The 21,277-nt window shown below is 40.9% G+C and carries 17 protein-coding genes; 4 read left to right on the top strand and 13 right to left on the bottom strand.

Annotated elements, in window-relative coordinates:
* The first annotated feature begins 67 nt into the window (after window positions 1–67).
* Window positions 68–682, top strand: coding sequence for a DUF4369 domain-containing protein (locus G7092_RS10635; protein ID WP_166088993.1), 615 nt, complete (start codon window positions 68–70; stop codon window positions 680–682).
* Window positions 683–1,347: 665 nt separating this feature from the next.
* The gene (locus G7092_RS10640; RefSeq protein WP_166088995.1) at window positions 1,348–1,719 is read left to right on the top strand and encodes a hypothetical protein; all 372 of its coding nucleotides are present in this window, start codon (window positions 1,348–1,350) and stop codon (window positions 1,717–1,719) included.
* A gap of 125 nt (window positions 1,720–1,844) precedes the next feature.
* Here the strand turns inward: G7092_RS10640 and G7092_RS10645 are convergent, their stop codons facing one another.
* The 12 genes from G7092_RS10645 to G7092_RS10700 form a co-directional block, all read right to left on the bottom strand.
* Window positions 1,845–4,568: a S8 family serine peptidase gene (locus G7092_RS10645; protein ID WP_166088997.1), complete on the bottom strand. Its 2,724-nt coding sequence runs from the start codon at window positions 4,566–4,568 to the stop codon at window positions 1,845–1,847.
* 175 nt (window positions 4,569–4,743) lie between these two features.
* Window positions 4,744–5,604 (bottom strand): M57 family metalloprotease, encoded by an 861-nt coding sequence (locus tag G7092_RS10650; RefSeq protein WP_202985253.1) that lies wholly within the window; start codon window positions 5,602–5,604, stop codon window positions 4,744–4,746.
* Between the two features lie 389 nt (window positions 5,605–5,993).
* Complete coding sequence (locus G7092_RS10655; protein WP_166088999.1) at window positions 5,994–6,863, bottom strand: M57 family metalloprotease; 870 nt, start codon at window positions 6,861–6,863, stop codon at window positions 5,994–5,996.
* A 434-nt stretch (window positions 6,864–7,297) separates the two neighbouring features.
* Window positions 7,298–7,951, bottom strand: coding sequence for a response regulator transcription factor (locus tag G7092_RS10660; protein WP_166089002.1), 654 nt, complete (start codon window positions 7,949–7,951; stop codon window positions 7,298–7,300).
* Window positions 7,941–8,744 carry a sensor histidine kinase gene (locus tag G7092_RS10665; protein ID WP_166089004.1) on the bottom strand — a complete coding sequence of 268 codons (804 nt, stop codon included), beginning with the start codon at window positions 8,742–8,744 and terminating at the stop codon, window positions 7,941–7,943. The genes G7092_RS10660 and G7092_RS10665 overlap by 11 nt, the downstream gene beginning before the upstream one ends.
* The gene (locus tag G7092_RS10670) at window positions 8,702–9,367 is read right to left on the bottom strand and encodes a hypothetical protein (RefSeq protein ID WP_166089006.1); all 666 of its coding nucleotides are present in this window, start codon (window positions 9,365–9,367) and stop codon (window positions 8,702–8,704) included. Before G7092_RS10670 ends, G7092_RS10665 begins: the two co-directional genes overlap by 43 nt.
* Window positions 9,368–9,370: 3 nt before the next feature.
* The gene (locus tag G7092_RS10675; RefSeq protein ID WP_166089008.1) at window positions 9,371–9,937 is read right to left on the bottom strand and encodes a hypothetical protein; all 567 of its coding nucleotides are present in this window, start codon (window positions 9,935–9,937) and stop codon (window positions 9,371–9,373) included.
* A 184-nt stretch (window positions 9,938–10,121) separates the two neighbouring features.
* Window positions 10,122–10,994, bottom strand: coding sequence for a C39 family peptidase (locus G7092_RS10680; RefSeq protein ID WP_166089010.1), 873 nt, complete (start codon window positions 10,992–10,994; stop codon window positions 10,122–10,124).
* 55 nt (window positions 10,995–11,049) lie between these two features.
* A complete protein-coding gene (locus G7092_RS10685) occupies window positions 11,050–14,523 on the bottom strand; it encodes a hypothetical protein (RefSeq protein ID WP_166089012.1) in 3,474 nt (1,157 codons plus the stop codon).
* Window positions 14,524–14,571: 48 nt separating this feature from the next.
* Window positions 14,572–16,164 (bottom strand): hypothetical protein, encoded by a 1,593-nt coding sequence (locus G7092_RS10690; RefSeq protein WP_166089014.1) that lies wholly within the window; start codon window positions 16,162–16,164, stop codon window positions 14,572–14,574.
* Window positions 16,165–16,209: 45 nt separating this feature from the next.
* Window positions 16,210–17,763, bottom strand: coding sequence for a hypothetical protein (locus G7092_RS10695; RefSeq protein ID WP_166089016.1), 1,554 nt, complete (start codon window positions 17,761–17,763; stop codon window positions 16,210–16,212).
* A gap of 366 nt (window positions 17,764–18,129) precedes the next feature.
* Window positions 18,130–18,303, bottom strand: coding sequence for a BF3379 family histone-like protein (locus tag G7092_RS10700; protein ID WP_166089018.1), 174 nt, complete (start codon window positions 18,301–18,303; stop codon window positions 18,130–18,132).
* A gap of 451 nt (window positions 18,304–18,754) precedes the next feature.
* Between G7092_RS10700 and G7092_RS10705 the strand changes: the two genes are divergently transcribed.
* The gene (locus tag G7092_RS10705) at window positions 18,755–19,453 is read left to right on the top strand and encodes a Crp/Fnr family transcriptional regulator (protein ID WP_166089020.1); all 699 of its coding nucleotides are present in this window, start codon (window positions 18,755–18,757) and stop codon (window positions 19,451–19,453) included.
* A 100-nt stretch (window positions 19,454–19,553) separates the two neighbouring features.
* Window positions 19,554–20,282: a uroporphyrinogen-III C-methyltransferase gene (gene cobA / locus G7092_RS10710; protein WP_166089022.1), complete on the top strand. Its 729-nt coding sequence runs from the start codon at window positions 19,554–19,556 to the stop codon at window positions 20,280–20,282.
* Window positions 20,283–20,366: 84 nt separating this feature from the next.
* On the opposite strand, the gene G7092_RS10715 is transcribed toward cobA, so the two are convergent.
* Window positions 20,367–21,269, bottom strand: coding sequence for a metallophosphoesterase family protein (locus G7092_RS10715; RefSeq protein ID WP_166089024.1), 903 nt, complete (start codon window positions 21,267–21,269; stop codon window positions 20,367–20,369).
* Between the last annotated feature and the right edge of the window lie 8 nt (window positions 21,270–21,277).

The following is a 21,277-nucleotide window of genomic DNA, read 5'->3' on the forward strand; positions in this document are numbered from 1 at the left end:
AATTAAGCTATCCCAAAGTTCGGAATAGGTCTATTTTTTATCTATCTTCATTCAAATTTCAATCCCAGTGAACCATTTCAGAATAATACTTATCCTTTTGGGTGTGTTTATATTTAACACCTCAAATACACAAGCCTTTGCCCAGGTTTATATTTTAAATGGTAAAATTAAAGGGATTAGTGAAGGCTGGGCCTTTCTTCTGCACCGCCAAACCGGGGTTGTAGATTCTGGCAGGATAGAAAATGGCGTTTTTACTATCCGGGGTAAAGCAAGCGTGCCGGAGTTTTGCAATTTTGGGTTATCGGCAAATGGGGTTAAAGATTATTACTTTGGATTTTTCCTGGAGAAAGGCAGATTAACACTCCGGGCATCTAAAGATTCTCTCACTGATGCCGACGTCTTATTTACGGGGAGCCGGGTGGCTGTAGAGTTTCAGCAGTTTCAAAAGCTAACCAGGCAGATATACAGTGCTCATGATACAGAAGATGCCACCAACGCCAAACTTGGCGAATTAGCCAGCGCCTACACCCTCAGGCATCCCCGCTCCTACATCAGCGCCTTCGCGCTTGCATCCTTCGGAGGCAACTTATCTCAGTTACCTAATCTTTACAATAGCTTAAGTCCTGAAATACAGGCATCTTACTTCGGAAAACAGGTTTATAACAAGCTAAAACACCGCTAATTTTATTTTTGAAAATACGGTGTTTTCACGGATTGCGGCGACTTGTAACTCTACTTACATTTGTATCAAAGGGTTTTACTAAAACCGTTGATAATGAAACTAAGGTTAACTGATAAAGTACTTATTTTTTTTATCCTGTTGATGGCGATCTTAGTGCAACGCCCAAATTATCAAATGGTGAATGCCATGATTAGTGGTTTGCATCTCAATTGGAGATTGATACCACACCTCAGGTCATTCGCTGCATTGTTTACGAATATATCATACTTCCTTAAGGGAGTATATCAAGAATACCACCTATGAAAAGCACCCTGAGAAAGTGCAAACAAAATTAAGTATATTGTTGGTGATATGCTTAGTTAAATGGTCCTGACCGGCCTCAATACAAGCATTACCTTTAACCAGGTAATGCTTTTTTGTTGGAATAAGGGTCTGTCACCCTAAGCTTGTCGAAGCATGACACCCATTTTTGAAAATCATAAACAGCCTACATCCTGAACTTATTTCAGGGCCTCTCAGGACAGGCTAACGATATCAAGCCAGACATGGTGTAGAGGGCAATTATGGCCTCTGTAAAAAATAAATTATATTTGAATTACTAGCCCAGGGCTTGTAAATAATCGCCACCCGGGGTTAGAACCAGACGACTGCATGCACATTCCCAAATGAAGAAAAAGAAGCCAATGCCTTTTGATTTCCTGCTGGATTACTTACCCAGCAGTATCATCATTAAGCCCGCAATTGGTATGTTTTATATCTATTATGCACAAAAGATCGTCATGATCTTCCGCAAAACCAGCAAGAATCCACAACATAACGGCATCTGGATATCAACCAAACGGGAGTACCATACCAGTTTGAAAACCGAAATACCGGCCATAACCGATTTTGAATTAGAAGAAGGTTTTGATACCGCCTGGCTGCTGCTTAGTGATAGTCATGATGATTTTGAATACGCCGCCATACAGCTCTGTGAACTGGTTGCACACAAAGACCAAAGGATTGGCAAAGTAACGCCCAATAGCAAAACAATTTAGCCCGGTATTTACATTAGCGCAACATCACTCAGGCAAGCACTCGCCTCCAGCCTACAATTATTGAAAAAAGCGATCAAATTCCCCTCTTGAGAGAGTTAAAGTCGATCTGCATGAGATGTAAGGGCTTATACCTTAATCAGCTTGCCCCGTGTAAGTATTTTTCCTTTGAGCATGATCACATAAATATATACCCCCGGACTAAGGTTTATTTGAAATGTATTTTGCAGCTGGGTAATGGTTCGCTCCAGGCGTATATATCCAACTGCGTCATACAGCTTAAAATCATACGTATTGTTGATATCGCCGCTTAATATATTAAGCTGGGTACTTACCGGGTTTGGATAAAGTGTAAACTGACTGGCCTGTAAAAACGTGGCGCTGGCCAGATCGGAGTAAATGATCTTACCATCGTTAGTCTGAAGTTCGACCCGGTAATATTGAATACCATTTTTAGGATTGGCATCAGTAAACTGGTAAGCCAAAGCTGTACCTACTACAGTTGTACCCAGGTTAGCGTAAGCATTGGCCCCGGTTTGTTTTTGCCAGGTGATGGATTTGAGATTGACCACACTACCTATCTGCAGGTTAAGCACAATAGCATTGTCCACCACATTAGCCAGCAGGGTTTTAACGTAACAGCCTACTCCCTGGTTATTAACATTAATGGTAAGGCTTTTTAATCCTTCAAATCCATCGCCTTGTGCGCTTATCGCAAAATAAGAAGAGGTTTGTTGTGCTGCAGGTATTATAATGGTGGTATCGGTAACCGCGGTTAGTTTTTGTAATAAATTATCTTTAATGGTATAAATAACGTAACCCTTGCTTCCCGGCTGCGCTTTCCAGTGCAGCAGTGTACCATCGGTACAATTGTATCCAACCTGTAAACTAAGGGGTTGTGAAAGCACAAACTCCTTACTGATGAATGACTGGCTGCCAATATCCATTTTAAGCATGGCAGTAGTAAAAACATCGGGGGCGGTCCAGTCGTAATACCTGTTTTTCAGGGTAACGCTGCTGATAGCTTTCCAGGTGGCGCCGTGGTCATAGCTTACACTCAGCTGTCCCGATGTGGCGCTGAGCGAACTTTGCCAGCGCAGGTAGTTTTCACCAGCCGCGAAAAGATGGTTCTGTCCCGATGGATAGATCCATTCAAAACGATTGGCCGCTGTAGCTCCATGTGCTATATAAAAAGTTTGGGTTCCGGAGGCTATTTTACTTCCTTTTACATGAATGATATAATTACCCGCTACCGGATTTTGCAAAGTAACCTGCTCTGTGTTATTCAAAGTATCTCTACGACGTACAGCAGGTTTTGTTAAAGAATCTGTGGATGGATAAGAGCTCAAGCTCCACGGCAGGAGGTTTTGACCATCGGGTGTGGTAACAGACAGGTCCAGGTCATTTATAAGCGCTTTAGGAGCATTTAATGCCGCAGGAAGATCGTTCCAGGCCAATGATACTTTAAACAGGCTGCTGCCCGCCGGAACGTTGATGGTATAGTCGGTTTGCTGCTGGTTACTTACGGCTCCTTTTTTAAAGCGATTATCGGTAATTGTCCGTAAAGCTTCTAATGCATTTAATTGGCCGTAACCTGTTTTATGATCCACATTGGGTAAGCCGATATCATCTGCTGAATTGATGAGTATACTTTTGACTAACGCGGCCGAAGGTAACTGACCAAATTGCTTTTTATAGGCTTGCTGCAGCAGTACCACTGTTCCCGAAACCAGGGCCGCAGCGCCGGAGGTGCCGTCTTCGCCGTTGGATACCAGCTCGGGTTTCACCCGGCCATCATAAGCCGGCCCAGCCGAACTCAGATCTGCCGGTACGCCGGTTTGGTCGGTACCACCAATAACCAATACATTTTTGGCCTGTTTAAAAGTTCCCGACAGGTTAGCTACATTCGGAATACCATTATATAAACCTGTTGTGGGTGCTGTAGTGCCAATATTACCCGACGAGAATACATGGATAATAGAATCGTTCGCCATCACCTGCTGATCATAAGCTACTGCTTCAACCCCATAATAGTCTTCGATGCCGGTACCGTAGGAGTGATTTTCAACACCAATATCAAATGCTTTAAAGATGGCGGTGCTATCGGGTAGTAAACGGGCAAAATCCGACGAAGTGAACCGTACTTTTGGTGCACTACCCAATCCCCTGATAAATGAATTACCATTGCCGCCTATCAGAGTAGCCATAATAGTGGCATGTCCCGAAGTAATAGCGGCCGCAGGAAACGAGGTGAAGGTACGCCCCAGCAGGTCGAGGTCATTATCATAACGTTCTTCTTTAATGGCTATGTTGATACCGCGACCGTCGATGCCTGGAAAATTATCGGCAACCGCCGAAATCTGGTTAATACCCAGATCAATATCATTAATTACCAGCTCGGCATGTGCTTTCCGGGTTATATTGGCAAAGGTAACATAAGGTTGCTGCAATAAATCGGTAAGGCGTTGTAATGAAATATTCAGGGTAACCGAGTTTGAAGTTTGAGCGGTTATTTCACCATACTTTTTGAGGTCATTCATCACCGAATCGCTATGGGAAGCAATTGACAAGTCGACCGATTGTTTGGCAGAGGGGTGCTTTTGTAAAAGCTGCACTAAATTATCTGTGGCTTTCCACAAGGAGTTTGCTGGTGTGGCCTCCTGTATATTGGCATCGGTTGATATATCGGCAGTGGTAGCTACCACATAAAAATTGTACGATACCCGTTTTACCGGGCGAAGTTTTTTAACGTCGGCTTTATCTGGCTCTTTAAATTTAACCAGGTAATATTTAAGCGTGTTATCCCTGTTCAATGGCTGGCCAGCGGATGTTGCTTTGTAAAGCGCAGCCATAGTTTTATCGCTCGCTGGATTTTGCGCCCAGGAACATTTAAAACATAAAAATATCAGTATAAAAGAGAGTAATTTTTTAACCATACTGTATATTAAAAAAATAAAGGGGAGTTATGCTCCCCTTTATTTGTAAAACTACTTGATTGATCAATAAGAAGCAATACGATAAAGTTTTTTAGTACAGGTAATTCAACGCTATTTTATCATTTGCGTTAAAGGTACGATCGGTACCGCTTGAGCAAGCTAACATCCATGAGCCTGCATCAGCAGCAGAAGGTGTTCCTGGGATAAGAACAGCGCCAGGATAATTTTGAGGGTCGCTGCTGTTATAAGTATTGCCTTCATTTACAGCTGTACCACCGCAGCTGAAAGCACGGTTAAAATAATCTGTATGACGCATACCTATACAATGGCCCATTTCATGCTGGATAACAGAAGTAAGATAACCTACATTCGGGTTAGTTCCATATGCCTGTGCGTTGGTGTTCATGCCGATAGCGTTGTAAGGATTACCCGCTGCGGTTGGGAAACCAGAATAGCCTAAAGTGATATAACCACCGCTTGGGCCTTGGTTAAAGCCGGTAATTACGATATTACCACCGCTGCTTACCACCTGGAATTTAAGCGTAAGGTTTAACGCATTGTAGCGGGCCACGGCAGCAGCTGTAGCTGTAGCGTAAACAGTTGGCAGGTTTGAAACTGAAACAGTAACGGTTCTTGGCAAATTTTTTACCAGGTTGTGTGTTTGATACTGTTCTGTTTCGGCAATTCTAACAATAGGGCCAGCAACCGCGGCTTCATTTAAATTTTCCGGAGTAAGCAAGATATCGTCTTCTACCAGGTAATTGTCGCCTATTTTACGTACATTATCTGTACTGAAACCAAGCGCTGCAATTTTTTTTGAAGCATCAGCCGCAATTTGTGAAGTTTGATCGGCCTTTTTGTCTGCACCTTGATTGTTTTTGGTACAGGCGGTTAGTAATGAAGATGCACATATAATGCATAACCCCATTTTTAGCAAGAGTTGTTTTTTCATTTGTCGGTACTTTAATTTTGTTAATAGTTAATAATATTTAAAACAATGTACAGCTGGCCAGCCTGTTGTTTATATGATAAAAATATTAAATTATATTTAAAAATTAACTAAACATTAAAAAATATTTTGTTAATAATTAATTTATATTACACATACAATGTAAAATTGCATTAATACACGTAATACCTATTTATATTATATCATAAATCAACAATTATTTTATCGCCCGCGGCCCATGCACATCTGAATTATTGCTCAACAGCTATAATTCGCCTATTTTTTTTTCATACTGCATATTAAAGAATAAAGGAGAACATACATTCTCCTTTATCAATAACAATTACTTCATTGATCAATAAGGAGTAATACGGTAAACGCGATAAAGCTTTTTAGTATAAATAGTTTAATGCTATTTTATCATTAGCATTAAATGTACGGTCGGTGCCACTTGAGCAGGCTAACATCCATGAGCCGGCATCAAATGTTTTGGTAGGGGTGCCCGGGATATGTACAGCACCTGGATAATCCTGAGGATCGCTACTGCTATAAGTACTACCTTCATTACCCCCGCCATTTACACCACAGCTCAGATTTCTGTTAAAATAATCTGTGTGGCGCATACCTATACAATGGCCCATTTCGTGCTGAATAACAGAGGTAAGGTACCCTACATCGGGGTTACTTCCATATGCATCGGCATTAGTGTTCATGCCAATAGCATTATACGGATCGCCTGAGGCAGTCGGGAAGCCTGAATAGCCTAAAGTAATAAAACCATCAGAATCAACACCTTCGTCAAAACCGGTAATAACCATATCGCCACCGCTGCTTACTACCTGAAATTGAAGTGTAAGATTTAGCGCATTGTAGCGTGCTACCGCATTAGCTGTAGCTGTAGCATAAACGGTTGGTAAATTAGAAACTGAAACGGTAATGGTTCTTGGCAGGTTTTTTACCAGGTTGTGTGTTTGGTACTGCTCTGTTTCGGCAACCCGAAGAACAGGGCTGGTGGTATTGGCTTCGGAAAGATTAGCCGGGGTGAGCATAATATCACCTTCTACAATGTAGTTGCTACCCATTTTACGCACATTGTCTGCACTAAAACCCAGGTTTTTAATTTTCTGGGCAACATCGGCAGAGATGGCAGTTTTAGGAGAGGCTTTTTTGTCGGCGCCTTGGTTGTTTTTAGTACAAGCAGTTAGTAATGAAGATGCACATACAATGCATACCCCCATTTTTAGCAAGAGTTGTTTTTTCATTTGTCGGTACTCTAATTTTGTTAATAGTTAGAAATAATTTAAAACAATCATGATAATAGCTGGCCAGCCTGGTGTTTATGATTATAAATGTATTAAAATACAACGACATTAATTTTCGATTTTATAAATACAAAAGCCAATTTTATCTTTAAAATAAAATTTTATCAAAAAAACATACCCGTATAATAACTAGAAAAAATTAACGTTATAGTGGCTTTAAATTAATTCCAGACAGTTTTTATAAAAAAAGAGTTTGCGACCCGGTAGGTGTAAACACCTACCAGACAACCGGATAAAATACGGGTAAAATAAAAATGGACAAACGTGAAATTTATCCATGCTTGTCCATCTTTAGTGCCCCAAGTGAGCACCGTTATCTTCTTAATACCTTAATAATTAAACAGGTATTCATCGACAACTAACCAGGTGGTATCTCAAATTTTGATCAGTTCATGCTTTATCGCAAAAAGAACCAGACCTGTTCGCGATTTGATATCGAACCGTTGAAACAAGGCCTCCCGGTAATTATCAATGGTATGCGGACTTAAATTCATCTTGTCGGCAATTTCTTTATAAGTGAGCTCTAAACAACAAAGCTCCAGGAACCGCTGCTCATTAGCGCTGATGTTCATCACCGCATCGCGGGACAAATTATTGCTTTGAATAGCACGCAATAATTTACCGGTAACATTCGCATTGATAAAAAAGCCCTGTTGGGCGATGGTTTTGATGGCATTCACCAGGTCGGTAGTTTTCGATTCCTTCAACATGTAACCACCGGCACCGTTCCGCAGCATTTTTATAATAGGCTTTTCATCCTCAAACATACTGAGAGCCAGTACGTGAATATCCGGATAATGTGTTTTCAGCCAAAAAGTTGCTTCATAACCATCCATCACCGGCATGGTAATATCCATAATAACCACCTGAGGGAGCGCGTTAACCTTTATTCTTTCTATCATTTCCGCGCCATTCCCGGCATCAAACACAATATGGATATCCTCAAACTCCGAAAGCAAACGGGACACCCCCTGCCTAAACAGGGTATGATCGTCAACAATAGCAATATTTATTTTTTCACTTAACATATATTGGATAAGGTATAATGATCTGAACTGCAGTGCCCGTTCCCGGGGTCGAATCAAATTGTGCCGAACCATTTAACATGGCTGTTCTTTTTTGTATATTATGCAAACCCATTCCGCCTTGTTGTTTTAAGGCCTCTGCTACGTTAAAGCCTTTACCATTATCGGTAATGGTTAAGATCAAAGATTTCTCAACTTGAGCTACAATCACATGAATTACCGACGCATTGGCATGCCGAATAGCATTATTGATGATCTCCTGAAAAAGGCGAAAAATAATGGTTTCGTTATCGCGCTGATCAGCTACGGAAACAAAACCATTATTTACAAAAGAAAGCTGGTACCGCTCAGATTTATTGAGCCATTCCAACTCAAATTCTATAGCGCTTACCAAACCCTTCTTCATCAATTCCTCGCCATGCAGCAAACGCGACAACTGCCGCAATTCGGTGATCGATCGTTGAATCAGCTCTCCTGCATCTTCTATTTTACGGGAAAGCACTGGCCGGTCATCAATATCTATAGAAGTGAGCGTGATAGCCGTAAGACTCAGTATTTGCCCAATATTGTCATGCAAATCATAAGCAACAGTCTGCAGCGTTTGTTCCTGCACTTCCATTTGTGTTTTTAACAGCTCGCTGTCAAAAGTTTTGCGCAGCCACACTTTCTCTTCCGCATGTTTCTTTTTACGCCGGTTGTACCAACTGATGTAAATGAGCAAAAACAGGGGCGCGATCAGAAAGACTATTGAGGTCAGTATGATGAGCGTTGCAACGTCCTTTGTCGATATCTGCATATAAAACTATATGACCAGCAACAATATAAGATGATATCAATGATGTTAAAAATCATGTACCGGACAGATCCCGATATCAGACTTTTATCCTCCATAAAATAATCAAAAAATATATTGCATGCGGTACTGCCAAAATAAAAAAACAAAACGCCGTTAACCCACCAAAAGGGAGCGTAATTACTCAGCTGCCTAAATTGCTCGTCCTTCAATATCAAATAATAATAATTCAGACTGGCCAACACAAATACGATGGACATGAGCGTAGTTGTTTCAAAAACAAAACTGTTAAACTTCTCTGTAACCATCTCAGCGCCGTAACAAACAAAAAACACGATCAACCAGACAATCAGCCACATGGACTTGTACTGATATTGTTTATACAGGTAATAAAAAAAACAGCTTATGGTAGTACACTCCACCACCACAAAAATATTGTACAACATAAAATTGGAAGTATGCCATACTTTGCGGCATTGAATGCCTAATATTTCTACTATACAAGTGACCAGCAGGTACACGATGAAAAACCGCCATGCATTGCTTTTGTCCTTAAACAAGCAAAACAGCGCCACACCGAAGCAGATGAACTCACTTACTGTATTGATGGTGAAGTATTTTAACATTGCCTATTGCACGCTAAGTAATGTTGCTCCTGTACAAGGGTTGGGCGGCGGGCACAATTCACCTCTATTCTCGGGATTTACCATCAAAATAGAACCTATGTTAAATTTAGGATCGGTTACAGGTCCGTTAAAATAATAATCCTGATGAACCTTGGCATTTATACGATAGGTAGATACCATCAATAAGGTGTTATGGCCCCAGTATAAACTATCAGGCGTGTTTGGAAAATTCTTTTTATAGGTAGTATCATAAGCGGCCAGATAAAAGCGCACACCGTCGCCGCCTTCTTTATTTACTTTATTAATAAGCATTTGCAGCCGTTTTAAACTGAACCATATACAGCGCGTATTGGGTTGCTTTTTCTTGATTGCCTTATCCTGTACACTATCCGCAGTTGCATATTTAGCATAGTTATGTACGTATTGTTTAGCAACGTCAACACCTATGGTATCCTGACTGGGGATGGTATCGTTTAAAGCGACGGTTGAGGGACTGTCTGATTTTTGTTTACATGCGTTAAGGCAAATAGTTAATAGCATTAAACCAATTAGGGATAGGGTAATTTTCATGTGAATAGTGATTTAGAGTTTTTACTAAAATATTAAATAAAACTGACGAAAACCGTTTCGTTTTGTTCATTTGATTAAACTATTTATACGATAATTTAACTATTCAAAATTAGCAGGCACTCTGCAATGCACACAGGGAATTAGAGGGTTATTTTAAGGGTGATTTCACCCTTTCTGCCTGATTTTATGGCAGACCTGTAAAAAAGGTATTTACCCATACCGATTTACCTTCATACCCGGTACACAGATCGCTAAACGACAGCAAACGCATACCCGGCCCGCGCGAATCCCAGGTTAAAAACTGACGACTACGGGTAAAACCACTCACAACCAATATATGGCCGGTAGCTGATTGCTGCCACTTTATAACAACAACCACCGGCCTGTTACAAGCCAATTCTCTTATCAACACTTCCTGCGAAACGGGATAAGGCATTGCATTTCGTAGTATACCAACGTGGTCAAGCGCTTCGCCCACATACCAGGGGCGATTGCACATACCGCATCCTTTACCATTACAACAATATCCATTGCTAAGGATCGTGGAAACCAATTTCGTCTGATCTGCGAAATCATTTTTTTTATAAAAGCGGGCCAAACTGGCCGTTATTGCCGCCCAGCACCAGTTGCTTTGCAATTGCTTGTCGATCATATAATCACTTATCCATAACTCTTGTATGGATACCGTCCAACGGCTATCGGCCATCCTGAGCAATAATTCATTGCTGCCCGGCTGTAATTTCCCGGAGTCAATAGCCAGCATATTTAAATTTTCATCCCCATTCTGGGCAATCTCCATCTGGCCTATCCATTGCAGGTTGAGCAAGATGTTCAAAGCACAGTTCCTGTCATTTCTTGGGGTTATGACATGGTAGCGCAGCAATAAATACATTGTTTTTTTAACTACCGGGCGGAAAGTAAAACGAACAAATGATTCCGGAGAATTAAAACAATACCCTTCCGGCAGCCTATCATCAGTTTGCTGAGGACCCAGCGATAAATCCCGGATACGATCTGTAATATTTTTTTCTGCTGAAAATTGAATACCTGCTTGCATAGGTTTTAGTTAAAAGAGCAGGCTGCGCACAGCCTGCTCTTTTATTGACGACGGATTAACCTCCTGGGTTAACCACATGAACAATATCTTCCGACCTGAGACAATTGACCAGACCAATGATAGCTCCGATATAGGCTATACCAGCTCCTACTACACCAACTACTGGCCCCGCACCTGTTTCTTTAAAAGCCATACCTCCGGCCGCTGCTGAACCACCAATATTTGATAATGTATCCTGAGTATATGCCCACCCACTTTCATTATTAAGCGAGTCGGCAGGCATTGCCAAACAGAAAATAATAATATCCACAATAGATTCGGCACCCGCGGATACCTTTTTAACCGGGATGAATTTAAACCCGATATCTTTAATGACGGCCAAAACCCATGTGGTGACTTTTAATATATAAGAATCATCATTCTGATCATCTTTTTTTATAGGGAAGCTTAGAGCAGCTGTGACCAGCGAAAATCCTAAAGATATCTTATCCAATGTACTCAAGCCCGGCTCATCGCCATCATCCGCGAAAGCTATCAGGTTTAAAATACTTGCAGGTATAGAGGCTACCGAAGCTATAGCACCACCAATCCTGGAATAAGCTATAGCACCGGATGAACTGCCAGCCAAAACAAATGGCGAAACCTGGCTACCAAACAAATTGGCATAATAACCGGCATCTTTCATCCCAAAGTCGCTATCGGCAAAAGGAGCCGAGCCGGTAATTATCTTACTTACAAATGTGTAAGGGATAGCTATAATAAAGGCTATGGCATTTACAATAGTCAGGTCCTCATCCTCTCCCATCAATGCGCAAAAGAATTTGTACATACTGGTCAGGAAAGGAATATCCAGGCTCTCGGTAAGTAATACCTGTAAATCGCCGGTGAGGTCTTTTAAAAATTTAAGGATCCCTAAAATGATCGTTTTTATAGGATCGATAACCAGTTTAATCAGATCTCCGATCATTTTATAGGCATCGCTGATATTGCCGGATAAAATACCCGTAAAATCATTAAATACATTTACCAGATCGGTAGCCAGAGCCGATACCGTGGGCGCAATAATGTCATTTACAAACTGCTCAAACGGGTTATGGCTTACCGAGCCAGACGAGCCGCCGCCAAACAAATCATTATTAAAGATCTGCGAAAAGATCCAGCTCCCGGCTGATGAACTCAGTGGGTTATCAAAAGATCCGCCCTGGCTCAGGCTTTGGCTGGCAATATTGGCCGGCAAAACCTGCTTCAATATCATATCTTCGGCATTATTGAAGGTTTTACTCAAAAACGCCTGCAGATCATCCAGCTTATCTTCTAACTGGTTGGTACCGTATATAACCGCGTTCTTCATCAATTCGGCAATAACTTTGTGGGTTTCCCATACAGCATCAAGACTTAATAAATGGCCCAACCAACGTAAGATAGCCTGCAGATCGATCCCGATCAATTTTAGCACCCAGTTGATGGCTTTAAATACCGTTAACATGGTATCCAATACAATAGTCAGTATCTTATCGGCCAGCGTGAGCACAAAATGCAGAACATCACCCACTTTTTTAACTATAAAGCTTACACCGTCTTTTAAATAGGTTATGCCTTTATCTATCAGTTTAATACCATCTACAAAAGCATTTTCCAGCCATTGAAATGCATCACCTGCAAAAACCAGAAAGTCATCAAATGCCCCTCCTGCTTTAATAAAGCCTGTAGTATCGGTGTGAGGCACCCAGGCTCCATTCTCCAGCTTCATACCTATCATTAAATTATCGGCTATATGCCCCAGGCTCAACTTACCCGTTTCTTTTGTTCCTTTGTCCGTAAGCGAAATAAACAAATGCCCGTCCTGCACCACACCTGTTTTATGTGCGGCGGTGGCCGAAGTAAGCTGCCCTAAATTGCCAGCCACACCATCCAGCGTATCTGCCGATTGATCTGTTGTTAATACGGGTTTTCCATCGGCATCTTTAGCATTTTTAATGTCATCGCCCGAACTGATCTCCGAAAGCCCTTTTTGAATTTTTCCGTTTGGATAGATATTGATGGTTTTATCCAAAAAGTCGGCTTCCAGATGAAAAATAGGGGCTGCGATATGGTCAGTCATCTGGATGATGTTAATCATACCACGGGAATCTGTGGGCACTATGGCTGGGTTATCCCTGTCAAGACTATACACTTTACCATTAATGGTAGCGAATAACCACTCAGAGGAAGTAATGGACACGTTTTGTGCCGGCAGTATTTTACCATCCTGATCGGTCATGCTGATCTGGGTGGTAAAAGAATCGAAATTAAGCAGGAACGCATCGCTCTTAGTATTCAGCGTACGCTGGCTCCAAACGGTTGAAGTAGGATCCTGCCAGCAATGGATCAGGTTTTCGCCCTGATCAACCAGGAACAGTTCATTAGCTAGCGTAACCTTATTCCGTATAGGGGCAATGTGTATTATTCCTGAATTGAAAAGAATGGGATCATTCCAGGTGTAACCACCTTTTGCCCTTTTACCGTATATATAATATAACCTGCTGGGACTGGCCATAGCCCATACCGAAATATTACCTGCATCCTCGGTAATATACAATTGATGAACATCTTTAATCTGATCGGCTACCACCTGAAAACCACCATTTGATATCTTGCACCCATTGAACAGGATGATGCCCTGGTCTGTACCCACATACAAATCGGATGAAATAAGCATTGGGTTTGTTTGCATGCCCTGGGCCGTAGCCATGCAATTATAGGTAAGTTGCCTGTATTTTTGAGGTATATTGGTATTACCCGGACTAAAATCATACGTTATACTACCCTGAAACTTATCGGCAATAGTAGTACACTCCAGTGTTTGTGAACCACCGATGTTATACAAGAAAAATTTACCCTTTTGGCCATAAGCAAATCCGGTTTCTATTTCTGTAGGCTGGTGTACATTTTCGGGTAGCTCCAGTTTCACAGCGGTATAATCCGTACCGTTTACCTGATAATAATACTCATTGCTGTTAATGTTGCCCGAAACCAGGATCAGCGCGTTATTGTTGATATCTGTTGTACCTAAACGAATATGATCGGCGGTAAAGGCAGCATCAATGCCCTGCACCTTTTTGCAGGAAGCGACAAAGGTTGTCCAGTCAAAATCGCCCGGGAGATTTTCGGCCACAAACAGATCGGTAAAGCCGTTATCTTTCCGTTTCAGGGCTAAAGCAATAGATACTCTTCCCTTGATATCTTCAGACAGGTCAAAAGTTACAGCCTGTACATAATCGGTAAGACTGGTGAGCAGGTCAAGGGAGGTATATCCATCGGCAGAACCGTTGGTAAAGCGGAGCAATCTGAAAACGCCATCGGTACCGATAGTAAAAATCAACGGCTGCCCGTTATTATCCTGGGCCACCAGGATATTATCATTAGGTTCTATAGGTGAGGCTTTAAGCTGATTTTTCATCAGCTCGCATGATACCAGCAGCTGAACCGAGTTTACCTTGGGTAAACCCACAGCCGGCAGGGAAAGCACATCATTTAAATGATTTTCCATAAAATATTTTCTTTTAAATACTGATTAAACTAAAAAGGCCGCAAGCCCTTAATTCTCTGATTTATAGGTAAGCTGCAAGTAAAAATTACCCTCTGGATCAATAGATGGTGTTTTAAAATAAAACACCTGACCACCCGGCAGCAAAATGGTAGTGCGAACAGCATTGGAGATGTTCCCGAACGCTGCACCGATATTACCGATGTTAGGGATATGCAGATCCATCAGATCATCAAATAGTTTGGTAAAAAATCCCTGGTCTAAACCTGCAGTGATCACATCAAGAATGGTTCCCAGGATTTTACCAATCCATTCAAATGCCTTGGCGCAGTCGTTCTTATCCGAATCTGAAGTGCAATTATCTATGGTGGTGCTTTGAGTAAGTTTCAAAGTAGGGTTTCCCAACTCATCTTTAGTAGCTTCAATGCTATAGGTACCGGTCCAATCCACCGTGCCACCCGCGTGTGCTTTAGCAGTACAAAAGCCCATGTTTTTATCAACTTCTTTATAAAGCTGAATATGCCCCTTAACCACAATATCAACACTGGTATCCTTATTATTGAGGGTAACATCCATTGTATTTACATATTGATCGTCGCCGCTGTTCACATTGGAGATGGTATAAGTAATACCGGTGGATGTTAAAGTTTTACCATTTTCATAATTATTGCCGCTGGATACATCGATATTACCGTTGATCTGACTGAACACACTGGTTTGCAAACTCTCATAAAGCGGTTTAAGGATCAGCGACTCTACCAGGTCGGTATGTGAAATGATCATTTTGGCGTTGATATCCTCATTATCGCCTATCCAGTTGGTATCAAATGTACCGGGCGAACCAGAGATGTGCCCAAAGCCACCTTTGGTAGCCAAAACAAAATTCAGGTTACTTTTTGCCGGGGTTACGGCATCGCAGTACATAGAATAGGTTGTGCCTACCGGTTTAAGCGGATCAGGTACTACTTCATTGGTTGGCACCTCGCTTTGATCGTTCTGATTGATGGCATAGCCCAGTACATAAGGGTTGCCCGAGGCAATAAGCCACTTGAGGTAAAACTGCATAAACAGCACCATTTGCTCAATGCCCACGTCACCGGATTTTCCGGCATTGGTGTGAGTGGGGTTAAACTGGATCAGATCAACCGATTCAAAGTCCATTAAAAGGGAGTTCACCGAAAACATCTTGTCGGTAAAGTTTTTAAGCTGGTCTTCTACCAGGGGTGGAACGGTAATTTTTTTACCGATATCGTCCTGCTCCAGTTTAAAAAGATCCATGTTCACATCAATGCCATAGCTCCAGTTATCAATATCATAAGTGTGCAACCTGGCCAAAGGACCACTGCCAACCCAGAACCCAGCGGTTCCCGAAAGCATGTTCAACACAAAAGTGATATCTAAACCACTGTTTGAAATGTTTACCTGAGGCAAAATATCGGCATTGATATAAGCTGAATTAGGCGGGATCTGGCTGGCATCATCCAGCACCTTGTACACGTAATCATCATCCTCAATAACCTGAGCCAGAATAAATGAGGAATGAATGGTTCCTGTTCTTAACAGGTGGGTAAGCTGATCATTAATAGTTTGCTGGGTCATGGAAACCACCATGTCAAACTGATTAAAAATGAAGGTATTTTTCATAAAAATAAGATTTAGGAATTAAGGTAATATGTATTTGATTATTGATTAATTAAGGGAAAGGTCAAGGTATACATCGCCCTTTTGATCAATGGCAGGCGAGTTATCCGACGGGCTTAAGTTATACTTTGACCCTGTGGGGGTTAAAACCATATTGTTAATGGAGTTGGAGAAATTATCCAACCCGATATTCAGATTGCCAATACCAGGTAAATTAATGCTTAAAGCATCGGACAAGAGATTGGAGAACATGCCATTATCTGTCCAGAAGGTGAATACATCCAAAATCCCGCCGATGATTTGCCCCATCCAGCTAAATGCATCGGCACAGCTGTTGGTATCATGATCTGAGTTTTGATTGGTTATACTAAAGTATTTATTAAGCTGCAACTGTCCATTTGCAATGCCGATTTTAACTACGCCTTTCCATTGAATATCCGCGCTGGCATGAGCCCTGGCCGTACAGAAAAAACAATTTTTAGACACCTCTTTGTAGATGTGTACCCCCCCGGTAAACTCCAGACCTATAGCGCCGCTTCCATTTTGCAGTGCCACAGAAAAGTTGTTCACGTACTGATCATCACCATCATTAACATTAGAGATATTAAATGACCAGCCATTACCCTGTACAGATTTAGCTGCATCATAAGAGTTGCCAGCCCCAACATTAACATGCTGAGACACCTGTGCAATGGTTTGCTGCTGTAAGTTATTATAAAAAGGCCGCAGGATCAAAGCTTCCAGTAAACATTGGCTCGAGATGATCATTTTGCCGGCCGGTGCGCTGTTTTGGTTAAACCAGTTACTGTCCAGTGTTGCCGGGGTACCAGAAATTGAACCGTGACCGCCCTGGGTAACCAACGTATAATTCAGGTTACTTAAACCCGGATAGTTAGGATCCGAAAACATAGTATAATCTGTACCAACAGGTTTAAGCTGCGGTGGAACATCCTGCGAAAATGAACTGCCGCCACTTGCATTAGCACTATAACCTAAAATGTATGGGTTACCGGTACTGTTCAGGTGCATAAAGTAAAAGCTCATGAACTCCGTCATTTCTGCGGGGCAGGATGTCTCTGCCGGAATGGTGGTTTTCAGATCAGACGATACAAAATCAAGAAAAAGACAGTCGATAGATAAATTGCCGGCATTAAAATTTTTCAATTGTTGTTCCACTGCCGGCGATGGCTTGTGTGTACCGTCATCTTTATAAGAGGTAAGATCAAGGTTTACATTAAACCCATATCGCCAGTTACTCATATCATACTCTTGCAGTTTGGCCAGGGGACCAAAACCATTCTTATCGGCAAAGTATCCTTTACCCGATATAAAATTGAGCACTAATACTACATTACTGCCAGAATGATCTATTCGTATACCAGGAATAACCATTCCATCAATATACTCGGCTCCCTTCGGAACATCGCTGCCGGAGTTTACCACGGTGTAGCTATAAGTACCCTGGGCATTTACTACTCTGTAAAGAACTATTTCCTGTTTAATAGTTCCTTCGTAAGCCAGCTTTTTCAGCTCCGCATTAATGGTATCTTCTGTAAAGGAGATAACCATATCGTACTGGTTAAAAATTAAGGTATTTTCCATTTTTTTGATTTGGTTAGGTTGTTTTGAATACGTTTTTGTAATTGATCCGGACAATAAATAAAAGACAGATGTAAATTCAGCTAAGGTTTATCTATCTTCATTTGCTGCCCTGATATTCATTTTCCGATACTCAAAGCTATAGGGAAGGGGTATTTTTAAACAGGGTGATAATAGCCTTTATCAAGGGGTACTAAAGGGGTAATAATTGGGGGGATACGCAATCAAAATATTTTCAAGGAGTAATTTGCCTGATTCTAATTGCTGAAAGCGAAGATGGAAAGATGACGACTAAGGCCAATGCTTTAAAACAAGAAAGCCTGATCTACCGATCAGGCTTTCTATCTAAAGTAGCTTTAATTAAAAAAATTACGCGTTTTTCTTTTCGGTTACTTCTTTGCGGATATCGGTAGCTGCAACTTTCAATTGCTGCATGGCGTTTCTTAAACGTGTTCCGGCTGCTTTGTTTCCTTTTTCATAAAATGCGGCAGCTTCTTTCTCTGTAGCGGCTACTAATTCCTGTAATGCTTTAAACTTTTCCATAGTATATTCTCTTGCTTAATAAAGTCGCGAATTTAATGTTTTGCATTAATAAACAAATACAACTTCTTCAATAGCTTTTCCTTACACTTAAATGAACTTATTTATAAGAAATTAATTGAATTTATTCATTTTCTAAGAATTTTTATATTAAAAAACGAATTTATTAACAATAAAATACAATTTATTTTTTAAAAAATAAATTAAATCACACAATTACACATAAAAATTTAAATAAAACATTAATTAAACAAAAATTACAGATAATTTAATTTAAAAATTTATAAAATTTTAATTTTTATATTTTTTTAATCTATATATATAATTAATTTTTATTAAATTTTATAAAACAATTAAAAATAATGACATTTATAATGTTTTTTATATGTTAATTTATTATTTTTATTAATTAACATTGTAAAAACTGTTTTTAAAAACATAAAAAATAGATAAAATGAAAAAAAGTCAAAATATATGTGATTCAAATAGTTGTTTTTTACATAGAAATTGCCTTGATGAATGGAAGCCAGCAATTTCTGCACATAAAACAAGCTATAAAGTAAAAAAAGGAGAGCTTATTTTTAAAGAAGGCGACCCCGCAACGGGAATTTACTTTGTAAACTCCGGAAGCGTAAAGGTTTATAAAAAATGGGATAAGGACAAAGAGCTAATCGTACGCTTTGCCAGAGAGGGTTCTCTTTTTGGTCACAGAGGTTCTGGTGATGGCGGCTATTACCCTATATCTGCAACAGCCTTGCAACCAACAGTTGTATGTTATGTGGACACAGCCTTTTTTGAAGCCACATTGAAGGTAAATCCCAATTTCACCTACAAGTTGCTGACGTTTATGACAGAAGAATTAAAGCAATCTGAAAGAAAAATGCGCAATCTGGCACACATGCCCGTTAAAGGACGCGTGGCTGAGGCATTAATATCCCTGCAAAACCAGTTTGGCACCACTGCGGATGGTTTTATCAATATCGACCTGAGTCGGCAGGATTTGGCCTCTTATGCCGGTGCTACCTACGAAACCGTGTTCCGGATGATGAATGAATTGGTAAACGAAAAGCTGATCAGCCTGTCGGGTAAAAGCATCCGCCTTATTAACCGTGCTGAGCTTTTGAAACTGGCACAGGATATCGTTTTTGTATAAAGCATCTGTTAATTCTGTAAAATTTTACATTATTTTATTACCTGTATCAATTACGAATTAAATAAAATAAACTATAATTGATGAATTTCTTCATCCAAGCATGTCACATAATATCCCAATTCCCGAGCTATTTATACTGGGTGCCGGTCCCGGCGATCCGGAGCTGATCACTGTAAAGGGATATAAAATTTTACAACAGGCCGATGTGATACTATATGACAACCTGGCCAATAAAGCTTTATTGGATATAGCCAAACCCGGTTGCGAAAAAATTTATGTAGGCAAACATCCTTACGGTAGCTATACCCCTCAGGAAACCATCCTGGAGATGATCAAACACTATGCTTTTACTAAAGGGACTGTGGTACGCTTAAAAGGCGGCGACCCTTTTATATTTGGCCGTGGGTTTGAAGAAATTGTGTACGCCCGCGAACAAGGTATCAAAACGCATTACATTCCTGGCATTACCAGCATACAGGCTTCTGGCTTTTTAGACATACCATTAACCCACAGAGCCATAAGCGAGGGGGTATGGATTATTACCGGCACCAAAAAAGACGGATCGTTATCAACCGATCTGAAACTGGCCATGCAAAGTAATGCCACCGTGGCTATTTATATGGGAATGAAACAGATTGATGCCATTGCCGAAACCTATATAGCTGAAGGCAGGGGCGATACACCTGCGGCTATTATACAGCACGCCTCGCTGCCCCAGCAAAAAGTAGCCCGGGGCCTGGTTAAGGACCTGCGCCAGATGACAGATTCACAACAACTCACCCATCCCGCAATTATTATTATAGGCGAGGTTGCAGGTTTAAGTAGCTAGAGCTTAAAGAAGTACTCAACAAAAAAGCCTCATGAATAAAATTCACGAGGCTTGTAAAATTATGCTGATAGTATAATCAGAAGATTAAAACGCGTGTGGCTTGTAAGTGTTTTTAACAGTACCATCCTGATACAACTCCAATATGGCATAACCCGGAGGCGTTTCTTCATAATAACCATCACCGGCAGATTTATCATCACCCTTGCCCCACCAAAAGCCGCTCATAGCGCCATTGCAAAAATACTGCGTACCATTGTAGGAGGCAGTATCCAGCAAGTGGTTATGCCCGCTTAAACATACTTTTACCTTATCGCGGTGCTGATAGAACAATGCTTTCAATTTTTTATAATCCGAGTGCATTCCTCCTTCCCAAAATGGTGTTACACCTAATATGGGATAATGCGACATCATCAAAACAGGTTGGTTTGCAGGCAATTGCTCCAGTTCCTTTTTTAGCCAATCAAATTGCTGATCATCTAACGCAATGGAAGGATTATTACCATCTAAAATGATAAAATGCCAGCCGGCTTTGCTGAAGCTATAGTAGCGGTTAGGCATACCCAGGCGTTTTACTACATAATCTTTGCCGTACATTTCATCAGTTTTGCTGGGAGCCGCCCACCAGGTATCGTGATTACCAATGCAACTGTGTACCTCGTAGCCTTTTAAACCTTTAAGACAATCATCCCACAAGTTCCATAGTTCGGTAACTCTCTCCCGTTTTACGCTATCATAAGAAGCATCAAAAATAGAATCGCCGCCGTTCAGAAAGAAGTCTACCTTTTCATTTTTAATAATTTCCAGGCATTTTTTAAACTTCTGAGGCGCATCAATATCAGGCCGGATATGCACATCGGTTATATGGGCAATTTTTAATGCCAGCTTATTTTTTGGACTTTCTTCTGCGGCTACTACATTATTCGCGCGTGTTACTAAACCCGCTGCTGCCAGTATACCTGCTTTTTTTAAAACATCTCTTCTTTTCATATTTTTCA

It is taken from the genome of Mucilaginibacter inviolabilis, assembly GCF_011089895.1.
In the GTDB taxonomy this organism is placed as follows: Bacteria; Bacteroidota; Bacteroidia; order Sphingobacteriales; family Sphingobacteriaceae; genus Mucilaginibacter; species Mucilaginibacter inviolabilis.

Excerpts from the sequence above, each read along its gene's own strand:
- G7092_RS10640 (WP_166088995.1), top strand. The coding sequence starts at position 1,348 with ATGAAGAAAAAGAAGCCAATGCCTTTTGATTTCCTGCTGGATTACTTA.
- G7092_RS10645 (WP_166088997.1), bottom strand. The coding sequence starts at position 4,568 with ATGGCTGCGCTTTACAAAGCAACATCCGCTGGCCAGCCATTGAACAGG.
- G7092_RS10650 (WP_202985253.1), bottom strand. The coding sequence starts at position 5,604 with ATGAAAAAACAACTCTTGCTAAAAATGGGGTTATGCATTATATGTGCA.
- G7092_RS10655 (WP_166088999.1), bottom strand. The coding sequence starts at position 6,863 with ATGAAAAAACAACTCTTGCTAAAAATGGGGGTATGCATTGTATGTGCA.
- G7092_RS10660 (WP_166089002.1), bottom strand. The coding sequence starts at position 7,951 with ATGTTAAGTGAAAAAATAAATATTGCTATTGTTGACGATCATACCCTG.
- G7092_RS10665 (WP_166089004.1), bottom strand. The coding sequence starts at position 8,744 with ATGCAGATATCGACAAAGGACGTTGCAACGCTCATCATACTGACCTCA.
- G7092_RS10670 (WP_166089006.1), bottom strand. The coding sequence starts at position 9,367 with ATGTTAAAATACTTCACCATCAATACAGTAAGTGAGTTCATCTGCTTC.
- G7092_RS10675 (WP_166089008.1), bottom strand. The coding sequence starts at position 9,937 with ATGAAAATTACCCTATCCCTAATTGGTTTAATGCTATTAACTATTTGC.
- G7092_RS10680 (WP_166089010.1), bottom strand. The coding sequence starts at position 10,994 with ATGCAAGCAGGTATTCAATTTTCAGCAGAAAAAAATATTACAGATCGT.
- G7092_RS10685 (WP_166089012.1), bottom strand. The coding sequence starts at position 14,523 with ATGGAAAATCATTTAAATGATGTGCTTTCCCTGCCGGCTGTGGGTTTA.
- G7092_RS10690 (WP_166089014.1), bottom strand. The coding sequence starts at position 16,164 with ATGAAAAATACCTTCATTTTTAATCAGTTTGACATGGTGGTTTCCATG.
- G7092_RS10695 (WP_166089016.1), bottom strand. The coding sequence starts at position 17,763 with ATGGAAAATACCTTAATTTTTAACCAGTACGATATGGTTATCTCCTTT.
- G7092_RS10700 (WP_166089018.1), bottom strand. The coding sequence starts at position 18,303 with ATGGAAAAGTTTAAAGCATTACAGGAATTAGTAGCCGCTACAGAGAAA.
- G7092_RS10705 (WP_166089020.1), top strand. The coding sequence starts at position 18,755 with ATGAAAAAAAGTCAAAATATATGTGATTCAAATAGTTGTTTTTTACAT.
- cobA (WP_166089022.1), top strand. The coding sequence starts at position 19,554 with ATGTCACATAATATCCCAATTCCCGAGCTATTTATACTGGGTGCCGGT.
- G7092_RS10715 (WP_166089024.1), bottom strand. The coding sequence starts at position 21,269 with ATGAAAAGAAGAGATGTTTTAAAAAAAGCAGGTATACTGGCAGCAGCG.